This window comes from Pseudomonas sp. GM84 (genome assembly GCF_000282535.1).
Taxonomy (GTDB): domain Bacteria; phylum Pseudomonadota; class Gammaproteobacteria; order Pseudomonadales; family Pseudomonadaceae; genus Aquipseudomonas.
Genome location: NZ_AKJC01000092.1, coordinates 1 through 12,943 on the forward strand (window position 1 = coordinate 1; position 12,943 = coordinate 12,943).

Here is a 12,943-nt window from a genome sequence, read left to right on the forward strand (position 1 = left end):
AAGCCGGCTCCCACAGGGACACCACCGGTCTTGAGACCTGCGCTGTACCTGTGGTGCCGGCGATAGGGCCGCAAATGCCCAAATCATCCTCAGAGTTTTTCGCAAGTCACCTGCACATGCAGCGCCCGCCCAGCCCCAAGCCCGAACACGATGGCCCCCACCCCCAGCACAGCGAAAATCCACCCCACCGCGTCCCAGCCGCCGGTCAAGTCATGCACCAGCCCCACCGCGAACGGCCCCATGGACGCCAGCGTATAGCCCACCCCTTGAGCCATGCTCGACAGGTTCGCCGCCACATGGGCGTCCTTCGAACGCAACACGATCAGCGTCAAAGCCAGGGCGAAGGTCCCGCCCTGCCCCAACCCCAGCAGTACCGCCCAGCCCCAGAGCCCTTCGATGGGTGCATACAGGCAACCGAACAGGCCCGCCAGGGTGACCAGCATCACGATCACGATAGCCAGACGCTGGTCCTTGCCCCGCGTCGCCAGCCACGGCGCACTCAGCGAGCTGATCAGCTGCACGATCACCGAGCCGGACAGCACCAGCCCGGCCTCGGTCGGGTTCAGGCCGCGGCCGATGAGGATCGATGGCAACCAGCCAAAGACGATATAGGCCAATGACGACTGCAAGCCCATGTACAGGGTGACTTGCCAGGCCAGCGGATCACGCCACAGCCCGCGCACCCGATAGGCCACCTTGTGCAGGCCATGGCCCTGGCGCGCCTGAGGCAGCCAGACCAGCATCGCCAGCAGCGCCGGTAGCATCCAGAAACCCAGGCCAAGTGCCCAGCTGTCGTCGAAATGCGTGCTCAGCGGCACCGTGGCGCCAGCGGCCATGGCCGCGCCCAGGCACAGGGCCATGGTATAGACCCCGGTCAAGGTCCCGGCATGCTGCGGGAAATCGCGCTTGACGATACCCGGCAACAACACGCCGATGATGCCGATGCTGGCACCAGCCATCAGGCTACCCACGAACACCCCGACCGCACCCAGCGCACTGCGCACCAGGATGCCCAGGGCCAGGGTCAACAAGATGCCGAGGATCACCCGCTCGCTGCCAAAGCGCCGCGCCAGGACCGGCGCCAGCGGTGCGAACAGCCCCAGGCAGAGCACCGGCAGGGTTGTCAGCAGGCCGGCTTGCGAAGCGCTCAAGCCCAAGCCCTCGGACACCTGGCCGAGAACAGGCGCCATGCTCGACAGCGCTGGACGCAGGTTCAGTGCCACCAGCACCAGCCCCAGCAGCAATAGCCAGGGCCGGCGCAGCACAACAGCCTGTTGCTGCACTTGCTCATCGTCGGCTTCGGCATCGATCAGCAGTTCATCGAGCTCTCGCTCGCGGGTCATTGGTTCAGCCATGGCCTTCTCGTGGTCAGGATTCTATGAGCGTGCGGCTCAGGCGCTTGGCCAGCTCCGCATCGCGTTGTTCGATGGCGGCGAGGATCTGCCCATGCAGGTCGAAAGTCGCCTGGCAGCGTGGCACGGTGGCCATGTTGCGCTGCAGCGCCGCGCTCACGACGCCCGAGAAATACCGGTACAGCTCGCTCAGCGCCGGGTTGTGCGCGGCATCGATCAAGCGCTGGTGAAACACCAGATCGCAGCTGACATAGGCATTGACGTCGCCATGAAAGTGCCCCGCGCTGGCCTGCAGGGCTTCGCGCAAGCCTCGCAAGTCCTCGTCGGTGCGTCGCAGCGCCGCCAGGCCAATGGCTTCGCTTTCCAGAATGTGCCGGGTTTCCCGCGCCTGCTCGGGCGTACAGCGGGACATGGCCAGCACGGCTTGCAACGGGTCCTGGCAGGTACGCAGGTAACTGCCGTCACCCTGACGGATTTCCACCAGGCCGCTGAATGCCAACACGCGCATGGCTTCGCGCACGGTATTGCGGCTGATGCCCATTTCAACCGCCAGCACAGGCTCGGTCGGCAATCGCTCGCCTACTTGCCAGTCACCCTGAAGGATGCGTTCGCGCATGCGTTCGACGGCCAGTTCGACCAAGGAACGCCGGGGCAATTCGCTGCTCATGATACTCAACCAATCATCCGATGAATTCGAGAAGCTTACTGAAACACTCTAGAGACTTCAATGCAACTGGCATTTCCATCAGTTGCGGCTGCTACGTTTTGTTGTAACCCTCGCGGCTAAAGATTCAGGGAGACATCGCCATGCAGATGACCAGCTTGCTGTTGGTGGCTTGCCTATTGCTCGCAGCTTGCGGTGCGGAGCCGGCGGCCAAGCACCCCAAGACGCTGCTGATCGGTATCGATGGCGTTCAGCTTCAACAATACGAAGCACTGGGTAACGACACTCAGCTCAAGCGGCGCCTGCATTACACCCTGGCCTATACCGGCGGCATCACTGGGCAAGCCAGTGAGCAGGCGACGCTCAGCGGCCCCGGCTGGATGACCTTGCTCACCGGCGTTTGGGCGAACAAGCATGGCGTCACCGCCAACAACGAGTCACAGCGACTCAACCCTGCATATCCCAGCCTGTTCAAACGGCTGCGCCAGGCGCTGCCCAATGCCTATCTGGCCAGCGTGGTGAACTGGTCACCCATCAATACGGCATTCTTGCTTGAGGATGCCCGGGACAACGATGTGCGCGAAAGCGGTTTGAGCGATGAACAGGTGACCGTGCGGGCACTGCAAATCCTCGACAGCCAAGCGGCGGACTTTACCTTCATCCATCTCGATGAACCCGATCAGGTTGGCCACAGCAGCGGCTTCGGCGCGGGTTATCAATTCGCCCTGCGCGAGGCTGACGACCGGCTTGGGCGCCTGCTGGACAAGGTCGAGGCACGTGCCTACAAGCAGCCCCAGGAAGATTGGCTGGTGATCGTCAGCACAGACCATGGTCGCGACTACCGCGGCAAAGACCATGGCGGCGCCACGGAGCAGGAAAAGACCGTATTCATTGCCAGCAACAAGGCACTGAACGCTGGGTTGAGCCCTCCCCGCAAAGGGGAAGACAACCCAGGTTTCAACGGTCTGTACCGGCATGCCGCGCAAACGTCGGTTGCACCGACCGTGCTGCGCCATATGGGGATTGAGTTGCTGCCTGAATGGGAACTCGACGGCACGCCGATAGTGGATGAAACCAGCGCACACAACGCAGGTTTGAAGGTGAACGGCAGCGCCGGAATCAGCCACTGAGCATCGGGGCCGCCGAGCGGCCCCGATGACAATCAGGCCAACGCGTCGATCAACGCCTGGTTCATTTCCGGCGTTCCGATGGTGATGCGCAGGAACTGGGCAATGCGCTGCTGCTTGAAGTGGCGCACGATCACCCCCTGTTCACGCAGGCGCGCAGCCAACTGCGCCGCATCCTGCTGCGGATGACGGGCGAAGATGAAGTTGGCGGCCGACGGCAGCACCTCGAAGCCCTTGGCCGTCAGCTGCTCGACGAGCACCTCGCGGCTCTCGATCACCTGGCGGCAAGTCGATTCGAAATAGGCCTGGTCTTCGAAGGCCGCAGCGGCGCCAACGATCGCCATACGGTCCAGCGGGTAGGAGTTGAAGCTGTTCTTGATCCGCTCCAGCGCCTCGATCAGGTCTGGGTGGCCGACCGCCAGGCCAACGCGCAAACCGGCCAGCGAACGCGATTTCGACAGGGTCTGGGTAACCAGCAGGTTGTCGTAGCGCCCTACCAGGCTGATGGCCGTCTCGCCGCCAAAGTCGATGTAGGCTTCGTCCACCACCACCACCGAGTCACGGTTGGCCTGCAGCATCTGCTCGATCGCCTGCAACGGCAACAGGCAACCTGTCGGCGCGTTGGGGTTGGGGAAGATGATGCCGGCGTTGGGCTTGCTGTAGTCCTGCACACGGATCTGAAACTGCTCGTCCAGCGGCACCTGTTCGAACGGGATGCCGTACAGGCCACAGTACACCGGGTAGAAGCTGTAGCTGACATCCGGGAACAGCAGCGGGCCGCCGTGCTGGAACAGGCCGTGGAAGATGTGCGCCAGCACCTCGTCCGAACCGTTGCCGACGAAAACCTGCGCGGGCGTTACATCGTAGTACTCGGCCACTGCCTGCTTGAGCCGGTCGCTGTTCGGGTCCGGGTACAGGCGCAGGTTGTCGTTGAGTTCGCCACGCATGGCTTCCAGCGCCTTGGGCGACGGGCCATAGGGGTTCTCGTTGGTGTTCAGCTTGACCAGCCGGGCCAGCTTGGGCTGCTCGCCCGGTACGTAAGGCACCAGGTCCTTGACGAAGGGGCTCCAGAATCGACTCATGCTCAGTTCCCCTTGTCTTGGGTCAGGATACGGTATTCGGCGCTACGGGCGTGGGCAGTCAGCGATTCGCCGCGAGCCAGTACCGAAGCGGTGTGGCCCAGCTCGGATGCGCCCTGCTCGGAGCAGAAGATGATCGACGAACGCTTCTGGAAGTCGTAGACGCCCAGCGGCGACGAGAAACGCGCAGTGCCGGACGTCGGCAGCACGTGGTTGGGGCCGGCGCAGTAGTCGCCCAGCGCTTCGCTGGTGTGGCGGCCCATGAAGATCGCGCCGGCATGGCGGATCTGCGGCAGCCAGGCCTGCGGGTCGGCAACCGACAGCTCCAGGTGCTCGGGAGCGATACGGTTCGCCACCTCGATGGCCTGCTGCATGTCGCGTACCTGAATCAGCGCACCGCGGCCGTTGACGGATTTCTCGATGATCTCGGCGCGCTCCATGGTCGGCAGCAACTTGTCGATGCTGGCGGCAACGCGGTCGAGGAATGCAGCATCAGGGCTGACCAGAATGGCCTGGGCATCTTCATCGTGCTCGGCCTGGGAGAACAGGTCCATGGCGATCCAGTCCGGGTCGGTCTGGCCATCGCACACCACGAGGATTTCCGAAGGGCCGGCGATCATGTCGATACCGACCTGGCCGAACACATGGCGCTTGGCGGTGGCCACGTAGATGTTGCCCGGGCCGACGATCTTGTCCACCTGCGGTACGCTTTCGGTGCCGTAGGCCAGCGCCGCCACTGCCTGGGCACCACCGACGGTGAACACGCGGTCGACACCGGCGATGCAGGCTGCGGCCAGCACCAGCTCGTTGATCTCGCCACGCGGGGTCGGCACCACCATCACCACTTCGGTGACGCCAGCGACCTTGGCCGGAATGGCGTTCATCAGCACCGACGACGGGTACGACGCCTTGCCGCCCGGTACGTACAGGCCGGCACGGTCCAACGGGGTGACTTTCTGGCCCAGCACAGTGCCGTCGGCCTCGGTGTACTGCCAGGAGTCCTGCTTCTGCCGCTCGTGGTACATACGCACACGGTCAGCAGCCTTCTCCAGCGCTTCACGCTGGGTTGGCGTTATTCGAGTCAGGGCCAGTTCCAGGCGCGCGCGACCCAGGATCAGGTCGTCGATGGATTTCGCATCGACACCATCGAAACGCTGGGTGAACTCCACCAGCGCCGCATCGCCACGCTCGCGCACGGCCTTGATGATGTCGAGCACGCGCTGGTTGACCGCGTCATCGGACACACTTTCCCAGCTCAGCAGATGATCCAGATGTCGGGCGAAATCCGGATCAGCAGCGTTGAGACGGGCAATTGCAGTGGACACGGTCATGGCGAGGGCCTCGATTATTAGCGAATGCTCAGGCGCCCTAAGCTACCAGTCCATCCGCGCGGGCACCCGAGAAAAATGGCTATGACGCGGATAGACGGGCGCGACAGCGAAGGCCGCGCGCAGAAGTCAGCCGCGGTGTCGCGATTCGACCGCTTTACGCAGGGTGTCGATCAGGCTCTGGATGCGGGCGTGCTGCATCTTCATGGAGGCCTTGTTGACCACCAGGCGCGAGCTGATCGTGGCGATCATGTCCTGGGGCTCCAGGCCGTTGGCGCGCAGGGTGTTGCCGGTGTCGACCACGTCGATGATCTTGTCGGCGAGGTTGATCAGCGGTGCCAGCTCCATCGAGCCGTAGAGCTTGATGATGTCGACCTGGCGGCCCTGCTCGGCATAGTAACGCTTGGCTACGTTGACGAACTTGGTGGCCACGCGCAGGCGACCCTTGGGCTCCGGTGCACCGACCACGCCAGCGGTCATCAGTTTGCAGCGGGCGATCTGCAGGTCCAGCGGCTCGTACAAGCCCTGGCCGCCGTACTCCATCAGCACGTCCTTGCCCGCCACACCGAGGTCGGCGGCGCCATGCTCGACATAGGTCGGCACATCGGTGGCGCGCACGATCAGCAGGCGCACGTCTTCCTGCGTGGTGGGGATGATCAGCTTGCGGCTCTTGTCCGGATTCTCGGTCGGCACGATACCGGCCTCGGCCAGCAACGGCAGGGTATCGTCGAGGATGCGGCCTTTGGAAAGCGCGATGGTCAACATTGGAACGTCGGTCCTTAAGCGGCTACTGCCAGCCGGGCCTGAGCCCGGCCGCATTCAATTCGTGGTGGGAGCGGGCTTGCCCCGCGAACACCGGCAAAGCCGGTGCCATGCGCAGCGGTGGATGCTTCGCGGGGCAAGCCCGCTCCCACACCCTGCTCCCAGGCAGATGACTAGCCCGGTACGCGACGGATCTTCGCGCCCAGCATCTGCAGTTTTTCTTCGATGCACTCGTAGCCACGGTCGATGTGGTAGATGCGATCGATGAGGGTGTCGCCTTCGGCGACCAGCGCCGACAGCACCAGGCTGGCGGAAGCACGCAGGTCGGTGGCCATCACCGGAGCGCCCTTGAGCGTCGGTACACCCGTAACGATGGCGGTGTTGCCCTCGACCTGGATCTGCGCGCCCATGCGGTGCATTTCGTACACGTGCATGAAACGGTTCTCGAAGATCGTCTCGATGACCGCACCGGTGCCTTCGGCAATGGCGTTGAGCGAAATGAACTGCGCCTGCATGTCGGTCGGGAACGCCGGGTATGGAGCGGTACGCAGGTTGACGGCTTTCGGCCGCTTGCCATGCATGTCCAGCTCGATCCAGTCTTCACCGGTGGTGATGTCGGCACCCGCTTCCTTGAGCTTCTCCAGCACCGCCTCGAGGATGGTCGGATCAGTGTCCTTGACCTTGACGCGACCACCGGTCACGGCAGCGGCAACCAGGTAGGTACCGGTCTCGATACGGTCAGGCATGACGCGGTAGTTGGCCGAGTCCAGGCGCTCGACGCCATCGATGGTGATGGTGTCGGTGCCAGCGCCCTGAACCTTGCCGCCCATGGCGTTGATGAAGTTGGCCAGGTCGACCACTTCCGGCTCGCGCGCGGCGTTTTGCAGGACGCTGCGGCCCTTGGCCAGGGCAGCGGCCATCATGATGTTCTCGGTACCGGTCACGCTGACGGTATCGAAGAAGAAGTGCGCGCCACGCAGGCCGCCTTCAGGCGCCTCGGCCTTGATATAGCCGCCTTCCACTTCGATCTTCGCACCCATGGCCTCAAGGCCGCGGATGTGCAGGTCGACTGGACGCGAACCGATGGCGCAGCCACCCGGCAGGGCAACTTCGGCCTTGCCGAAGCGCGCGACCATGGGGCCAAGCACCAGGATCGAGGCGCGCATGGTCTTGACCAGCTCGTAAGGCGCGACCAGGGTCTTGATGGTGCGCGGATCGATCTCCACTGCCAGCTTTTCGTCGATCACAGGCTCGATGCCCATACGCCCGAACAGCTCGATCATGGTGGTGATGTCATGCAGGTGTGGCAGGTTGCCCACGGTGACCGGGCCATCGGCCAGCAGGGTCGCCGCCAGAATCGGCAGGGCCGCGTTCTTCGCGCCCGAAATGCGGATCTCGCCATCGAGGCGAGCACCGCCAGTAATAATCAGTTTGTCCATTGGAGTCTCGCCGCCAAGTTGGCTCAGGTGCGCTCAGCCCAGGCTGCGCTGCTGAAAAATTTCATGGTTACCGCATGGATGCTGCCATTGGCGATCCAGGGATTCAGGTGAGCATAGATCGCCTGCTGGCGCTTGACCGGGCTCAGGCCAGCCAACTCGTCGCTGATCACGTTCAACTGAAAGTTGCAGCCTTCGCCTTCAACTTCGACCCGGGATCCCGGCAATTTCTCTTCAAGGAAGCTCTTAACTTCTACGGCCTGCATGCTCAACCTCAATCGGCGCCCGATGCGCACGGGTCGGCCATCATACAAAAAAGCCCCTCGCCTGCGAAGCCCACTGAGTGAGCGCGCTGACCGAGGGGCCTTCCATCAGTGACGAGCCATCAGCTCGCCAGTACTTCATCGAGGTCATAGACCTCGGCAATTTCCCGCATGTCTTCAGGCATGCCGCGTACTTCGCAAGCCTTGCCAGCAGCCTGGGCGTCACGCATGAACGCCAGCAGCAACGACAGGCCGACGCTGGACGACTTCTCGACCGACGAACAGTCAAGCACCAGCTGCGTCTCGCGGGCTGCGGCGATCAGCGCCTTGCCCTGCTTGCGCAAGGCCGGGCCGCTGCGGTAGTCCAGCACGCCGGCCAGGCGCAGCACGCCCGGCTCGACCATGCTCACGCCGGCCTCGCTCATTTCACTTCCTTGTCAGGAGAGGTTTCGGCGGCTTGCTTGGCCTTGGCCACTTCGCCGGCCCAGCCGTCGATGGTCTTGTCCAGGTTGTTGCCGTTGCGCTGCATGGCGTCGGCGAATTGGTCACGGAACAGCTTGCCGACGTTGATACCGTTGACGATGACGTTACGGACCTTCCACTCGCCGCCGAGGTTCTCGAGGGTGTATTGCACCGGGTACACGGCACCGTTGTTGCCGGTGACCTTCATGCCGACGCTGGCGCGCTTGCCGTCATCAGCCTTGGCCGGATCGACGACGATGCCCTGGTTGTTGTACTCGAGCAGGGCGTTGCCATAGAACTGCATCAGGCTGCGTTTGAAGTTTTCCTGGAAGCGCTGCAACTGCTCAGGGGTGGCCTTGCGCGAGTACTTGACGGTCATGATGCTCTTGGAAATGCCATCGGCATCGACCACCGGGCCCAGGATGCGATTGAGCGCATCGTAGAACGCCTGCGGGTTGCTCTTGTACTGCTCCTTGTTGGCCTTGAGATCGCCCAGCAGTTCATTGGTAGTGCTCTGCACCACCTCATGGGGCGTTTGCGCTGCCAGGGTCAGCAGAGGGAAAGCTGCCAGCAGGACCAGCAAGCCACGTCGCAAGATCGAAATCATGGAAACTCCTTAATTAGCCGGTTGCGCTTCTTTCGGTTCCTTGCCAACGGAGTTGAGCAGGAACTTGCCAATCAGATCTTCCAGCACCAGGGCCGACTGGGTGTCATGGATGGTTGCACCTTCCTTGAGCACTTCTTCTTCGCCGCCGACGCTGATGCCGATGTATTTTTCGCCAAGCAAACCGGCGGTCAGGATCGAGGCAGTGGAGTCGGTCGGCAGGTTGTCGACCGTTTTGTCCAGCTGCAGCGTCACCCGACCGGTGTAGGAATCACGGTCCAGATCGATGGCGGTGACCTTGCCGATCGTCACGCCGGCCATGGTCACTTTAGCTCTGACCGTCAAACCGGCGATATTGTCGAAGTACGCATAAACTTTATAGGTATCGCTGCTCGGGCTGGCCGACAGCCCGCTGACACGCAGGGCCAGCAGCAGCAACGCCAGGATCCCGGCCAGCAGGAACAGGCCGACACCGATTTCCAGGGTGCGGTTTTGCATCAGAAATCTCCAAACATCAAGGCGGTCAGAATAAAGTCCAGACCCAGTACTGCCAATGAGGCATAGACCACGGTCTTGGTGGTGGCACGGCTGATCCCTTCTGAGGTGGGCTCACAGTCGTACCCCTGGAATACGGCGATCCAGGTCGTGACGAAGGCGAACACCAGGCTCTTGGCCAGCCCGTTGAGCACGTCGTCGGTAAAGGAAACACTGTTCTGCATGTTGGCCCAGAACGAGCCTTCGTAGACGCCCAGCCAGTCCACCGCGACCCACGAACCACCCCAGATGCCAACCACGCTGAAGATCAGCGCCAGCAACGGCAAGGAAATGAAGCCGGCCCACAAGCGCGGTGCGACGATGTACTTGAGCGGGTCGACGCCGATCATCTCAAGGCTCGACAGCTGCTCGGTGGACTTCATGTTGCCGATCTCGGCCGTCAGTGCCGAACCTGCCCGGCCGGCGAACAGCAGCGCGGTGACCACTGGCCCCAGTTCGCGCAGCAGGGTCAGGGCGACCATCTGCCCGACCGCCTGCTCGGAACCGTATTTGGTGAGGATACTGTAGCCCTGCAGGGCCAGCACCATACCGATGAACACACCGGACACGACCACGATCGCCAGCGACAGCACGCCCACCGAATACAACTGCTTGGTCAGCAGCTGGAAACCGCCGCCGATGCCGCCACGGCCGACCAGCGCATGGAACAGGAACAGGCAGGAGCGCCCGAGCACCGCCAGCACATCGATGGCCGAGCGGCCCAGCAGGCGAATTCGTTCCAGTAAGGATTTTCTACGCATCAACGCGCCCCCAGCAGATCGGCGCGGTAGTCTGGCGCAGGAAAATGGAACGGCACCGGGCCATCCGGATCGCCTTTCATGAACTGGCGAATGCGTGGATTATCCGACCCCATCAGCTCATCAGGGGTCCCTTGGCCCAGCACCTGCCCATCACCGACCACGTAGATGTAGTCGGCAATGCTGGCAGTTTCGGCCAGGTCATGGGACACCACGATACTGGTAATTCCCAGGGCATCGTTGAGCAGGCGGATCAGGCGCACCAGCACCCCCATCGCGATCGGATCCTGGCCGACGAACGGTTCGTCGTACATGAGGATCTGTGGATCGAGCGCAATTGCCCTGGCCAGTGCCACCCGGCGCTTCATCCCACCGGACAATTCGTCGGGCATCAGGTCGATGGCACCGCGCAGGCCCACGGCCTGCAGCTTCATCAGGACGATGTCACGGATCATCTCGTCCGACAGCTGCGTATGCACACGCAACGGGAAGGCGACGTTCTCGAACACATCGAGGTCAGTGAACAGCGCGCCGCTCTGGAACAGCACACCCATCTGTTTGCGCGCGTCGAACAGGTCGCTGCGTGACAGGCTCGGCAGGTTCTGCCCGGCCACCCACACTTCGCCGCTTGCCGGGCGCAGTTGCGCGCCCATCAGGCGCAGCAGCGTGGTCTTGCCGCAACCCGACGGCCCCATGATGCCCGTGACCTTGCCACGCGGGATGCGTATGTCGACATTGCTGAAAATGCTGCGCGAACCGCGCTTGAAGGTGACACCCTTCAACTCGACCGCGTAGGCGCTATCCACACTCATCTAGACTCCTTGCTAGTGCAGCCTCGTCCTAATGGACGCCGGCCCCCATCAGGAAGGCACACGCGCCCCCTGGCAGGCCGAATAGCGGCGAACTATAGCACCGCTGACAGGGCGGCCCCAAGGCCATGGAACGAGTCGTTCAGGCCAATGACAGCTTTGCCGACATTTCCGATGGCAATCGAAAGGATGAGGCTTTCTTCCATTGCGGCTATAATCGCCGCCTTTTCATCAGGCATCGTTTTTCAACATGAGCCAATCCAGCGAGTTGATCCAATCCGCACAGCGAACACTGCGCCTTGAACTCGAGGCCGTAGAAGGCCTGATGGCCCGTATCGACGCCAACTTCGTCAAGGCTTGCGAACTGATCCTGACGAGCAAGGGCCGCGTCGTGGTGGTCGGCATGGGCAAGTCTGGGCATATCGGCAACAAGATCGCCGCGACCCTGGCCAGCACCGGGACACCCGCATTCTTCGTGCACCCGGCCGAAGCCAGCCATGGCGACATGGGCATGATCACTCGCGACGATGTCATTCTCGCCCTTTCCAACTCGGGCAGTACTGCCGAGATCGTCACCCTGTTGCCGTTGATCAAGCGCCTGGGCATCCAGCTGATCAGCCTGACCGGCAATCCGGATTCGCCTTTGGCCCAGGCCGCCGAGGTCAACCTCGACGCCCGTGTCGCCCAGGAGGCCTGCCCGCTGAACCTGGCGCCCACCTCGTCCACCACCGCGGCACTGGTGCTGGGCGACGCGCTGGCCATCGCGCTGCTCGAAGCGCGCGGCTTCACTGCCGAGGACTTCGCCTTCTCGCACCCAGGCGGAGCCTTGGGCCGACGCCTGTTGCTCAAGGTCGAGAACGTCATGCACGCGGGCGACGAGCTGCCACAAGTGCAACGCGGCACGCTGCTCAAGGACGCGCTCCTGGAAATGTCCCGCAAGGGCCTGGGCATGACCGTGATCCTGGAACCGGATGGCAAGCTGGCCGGGATCTTCACCGACGGCGACTTGCGCCGCAGCCTGGATCGCAGCATCGACGTTCACACCACCTTGATCGACCAGGTGATGACCGTGCACGGCAAGACCGCACGCGCCGAAATGCTCGCGGCCGAGGCGCTCAAGATCATGGAAGACAACAAGATCAACGCCCTGGTAGTCGTCGACAAGGACGACCGTCCTACCGGCGCCCTGAACATGCACGACCTGCTGCGCGCAGGCGTGATGTAAAGGAGAACCCGCAATGACCCAGGATCTGCTGCAACGCGGCAAAGCCATCAAGCTCGCCGTATTCGATGTCGACGGCGTGCTCACCGACGGACGGCTGTACTTTCTCGAGGACGGCAGCGAGTTCAAGACCTTCAATACCCTCGATGGCCACGGCATCAAGATGCTCATGGCCGCGGGCGTAACCACGGCCATCATCAGCGGACGCAAGACCCCGGTCGTCGAGCGTCGAGCGAAAAACCTCGGCATCCCGCACCTGTTCCAGGGCCGCGAGGACAAATTGGTAGTGCTCGACGGCCTGCTCGCCGAACTGGGCCTAAGCTATGAACAGGTTGCCTATCTGGGCGATGACCTGCCAGACCTGCCGGTGATTCGCCGGGTGGGCCTGGGCATGGCGGTGGCCAATGCCGCGCCATTCGTTCGCCAGCACGCCCACGGCGTGACCCAGGCGCGCGGCGGCGAAGGTGCCGCCCGCGAGTTCTGCGAACTGATCATGCAGGCCCAGGGCACCCTGGACGCTGCCAATGCCAATTACCTTTAAGG

The 12,943-nt window shown here is 62.9% G+C and carries 15 protein-coding genes and 1 pseudogene; 3 read left to right on the top strand and 13 right to left on the bottom strand.

The window, feature by feature from the left end:
- Positions 1–89: 89 nt before the first annotated feature.
- Positions 90–1,355, bottom strand: coding sequence for a CynX/NimT family MFS transporter (locus PMI38_RS07660; protein WP_008092421.1), 1,266 nt, complete (start codon positions 1,353–1,355; stop codon positions 90–92).
- A 13-nt stretch (positions 1,356–1,368) separates the two neighbouring features.
- Entirely contained in the window at positions 1,369–2,019 is a 651-nt protein-coding gene (locus PMI38_RS07665) for a FadR/GntR family transcriptional regulator (protein ID WP_008092423.1), read from the bottom strand.
- Positions 2,020–2,159: 140 nt separating this feature from the next.
- Between PMI38_RS07665 and PMI38_RS07670 the strand changes: the two are divergent.
- A pseudogene (locus PMI38_RS07670) lies at positions 2,160–3,107 on the top strand (alkaline phosphatase family protein); the annotation flags it as partial.
- Between the two features lie 71 nt (positions 3,108–3,178).
- On the opposite strand, the gene hisC reads toward PMI38_RS07670, so the two are convergent.
- The 11 genes from hisC to PMI38_RS27065 all read right to left on the bottom strand — a co-directional run bounded on the left by hisC (position 3,179) and on the right by PMI38_RS27065 (position 11,417).
- Positions 3,179–4,225 (bottom strand): histidinol-phosphate transaminase, encoded by a 1,047-nt coding sequence (gene hisC, locus PMI38_RS07675; RefSeq protein ID WP_008092428.1) that lies wholly within the window; start codon positions 4,223–4,225, stop codon positions 3,179–3,181.
- A gap of 2 nt (positions 4,226–4,227) precedes the next feature.
- Complete coding sequence (gene hisD / locus PMI38_RS07680; RefSeq protein WP_008092429.1) at positions 4,228–5,553, bottom strand: histidinol dehydrogenase; 1,326 nt, start codon at positions 5,551–5,553, stop codon at positions 4,228–4,230.
- A 126-nt stretch (positions 5,554–5,679) separates the two neighbouring features.
- Positions 5,680–6,315 carry an ATP phosphoribosyltransferase gene (hisG, locus tag PMI38_RS07685; protein WP_008092430.1) on the bottom strand — a complete coding sequence of 212 codons (636 nt, stop codon included), beginning with the start codon at positions 6,313–6,315 and terminating at the stop codon, positions 5,680–5,682.
- Between the two features lie 170 nt (positions 6,316–6,485).
- A complete protein-coding gene (gene murA / locus PMI38_RS07690) occupies positions 6,486–7,751 on the bottom strand; it encodes a UDP-N-acetylglucosamine 1-carboxyvinyltransferase (RefSeq protein ID WP_008092432.1) in 1,266 nt (421 codons plus the stop codon).
- 23 nt (positions 7,752–7,774) lie between these two features.
- Positions 7,775–8,014, bottom strand: a complete 240-nt coding sequence (locus PMI38_RS07695; RefSeq protein ID WP_003255121.1) for a BolA family protein — start codon at positions 8,012–8,014, stop codon at positions 7,775–7,777.
- Between the two features lie 119 nt (positions 8,015–8,133).
- A complete protein-coding gene (locus PMI38_RS07700; RefSeq protein ID WP_008092454.1) occupies positions 8,134–8,436 on the bottom strand; it encodes an STAS domain-containing protein in 303 nt (100 codons plus the stop codon).
- Complete coding sequence (locus tag PMI38_RS07705; protein ID WP_008092455.1) at positions 8,433–9,080, bottom strand: MlaC/ttg2D family ABC transporter substrate-binding protein; 648 nt, start codon at positions 9,078–9,080, stop codon at positions 8,433–8,435. The genes PMI38_RS07700 and PMI38_RS07705 overlap by 4 nt, the downstream gene beginning before the upstream one ends.
- Positions 9,081–9,089: 9 nt before the next feature.
- A complete protein-coding gene (mlaD, locus tag PMI38_RS07710) occupies positions 9,090–9,575 on the bottom strand; it encodes an outer membrane lipid asymmetry maintenance protein MlaD (protein ID WP_008092458.1) in 486 nt (161 codons plus the stop codon).
- A complete protein-coding gene (gene mlaE / locus PMI38_RS07715) occupies positions 9,575–10,372 on the bottom strand; it encodes a lipid asymmetry maintenance ABC transporter permease subunit MlaE (RefSeq protein ID WP_008092460.1) in 798 nt (265 codons plus the stop codon). The genes mlaD and mlaE overlap by 1 nt, the downstream gene beginning before the upstream one ends.
- Positions 10,372–11,181, bottom strand: a complete 810-nt coding sequence (locus tag PMI38_RS07720; protein ID WP_008092462.1) for an ATP-binding cassette domain-containing protein — start codon at positions 11,179–11,181, stop codon at positions 10,372–10,374. The genes mlaE and PMI38_RS07720 overlap by 1 nt, the downstream gene beginning before the upstream one ends.
- Positions 11,182–11,273: 92 nt before the next feature.
- Positions 11,274–11,417 (bottom strand): hypothetical protein, encoded by a 144-nt coding sequence (locus tag PMI38_RS27065; protein ID WP_157214857.1) that lies wholly within the window; start codon positions 11,415–11,417, stop codon positions 11,274–11,276.
- A gap of 11 nt (positions 11,418–11,428) precedes the next feature.
- On the opposite strand from PMI38_RS27065, the gene PMI38_RS07725 reads away from it, so the two are divergent.
- Together PMI38_RS07725 and PMI38_RS07730 are read left to right on the top strand one after the other, a co-directional pair.
- A complete protein-coding gene (locus PMI38_RS07725) occupies positions 11,429–12,403 on the top strand; it encodes a KpsF/GutQ family sugar-phosphate isomerase (protein ID WP_008092464.1) in 975 nt (324 codons plus the stop codon).
- Positions 12,404–12,416: 13 nt separating this feature from the next.
- On the top strand, positions 12,417–12,941 hold the full coding sequence (locus PMI38_RS07730) for a KdsC family phosphatase (RefSeq protein WP_008092466.1): 525 nt from the start codon (positions 12,417–12,419) through the stop codon (positions 12,939–12,941).
- Positions 12,942–12,943: the final 2 nt, after the last annotated feature.

What these genes read in the sequence shown, in the direction of transcription:
- PMI38_RS07660 (WP_008092421.1), bottom strand. Translation starts at nt 1,355, where the DNA reads ATGGCTGAACCAATGACCCGCGAGCGAGAGCTCGATGAACTGCTGATC.
- PMI38_RS07665 (WP_008092423.1), bottom strand. Translation starts at nt 2,019, where the DNA reads ATGAGCAGCGAATTGCCCCGGCGTTCCTTGGTCGAACTGGCCGTCGAA.
- hisC (WP_008092428.1), bottom strand. Translation starts at nt 4,225, where the DNA reads ATGAGTCGATTCTGGAGCCCCTTCGTCAAGGACCTGGTGCCTTACGTA.
- hisD (WP_008092429.1), bottom strand. Translation starts at nt 5,553, where the DNA reads ATGACCGTGTCCACTGCAATTGCCCGTCTCAACGCTGCTGATCCGGAT.
- hisG (WP_008092430.1), bottom strand. Translation starts at nt 6,315, where the DNA reads ATGTTGACCATCGCGCTTTCCAAAGGCCGCATCCTCGACGATACCCTG.
- murA (WP_008092432.1), bottom strand. Translation starts at nt 7,751, where the DNA reads ATGGACAAACTGATTATTACTGGCGGTGCTCGCCTCGATGGCGAGATC.
- PMI38_RS07695 (WP_003255121.1), bottom strand. Translation starts at nt 8,014, where the DNA reads ATGCAGGCCGTAGAAGTTAAGAGCTTCCTTGAAGAGAAATTGCCGGGA.
- PMI38_RS07700 (WP_008092454.1), bottom strand. Translation starts at nt 8,436, where the DNA reads ATGAGCGAGGCCGGCGTGAGCATGGTCGAGCCGGGCGTGCTGCGCCTG.
- PMI38_RS07705 (WP_008092455.1), bottom strand. Translation starts at nt 9,080, where the DNA reads ATGATTTCGATCTTGCGACGTGGCTTGCTGGTCCTGCTGGCAGCTTTC.
- mlaD (WP_008092458.1), bottom strand. Translation starts at nt 9,575, where the DNA reads ATGCAAAACCGCACCCTGGAAATCGGTGTCGGCCTGTTCCTGCTGGCC.
- mlaE (WP_008092460.1), bottom strand. Translation starts at nt 10,372, where the DNA reads ATGCGTAGAAAATCCTTACTGGAACGAATTCGCCTGCTGGGCCGCTCG.
- PMI38_RS07720 (WP_008092462.1), bottom strand. Translation starts at nt 11,181, where the DNA reads ATGAGTGTGGATAGCGCCTACGCGGTCGAGTTGAAGGGTGTCACCTTC.
- PMI38_RS27065 (WP_157214857.1), bottom strand. Translation starts at nt 11,417, where the DNA reads ATGCCTGATGAAAAGGCGGCGATTATAGCCGCAATGGAAGAAAGCCTC.
- PMI38_RS07725 (WP_008092464.1), top strand. Translation starts at nt 11,429, where the DNA reads ATGAGCCAATCCAGCGAGTTGATCCAATCCGCACAGCGAACACTGCGC.
- PMI38_RS07730 (WP_008092466.1), top strand. Translation starts at nt 12,417, where the DNA reads ATGACCCAGGATCTGCTGCAACGCGGCAAAGCCATCAAGCTCGCCGTA.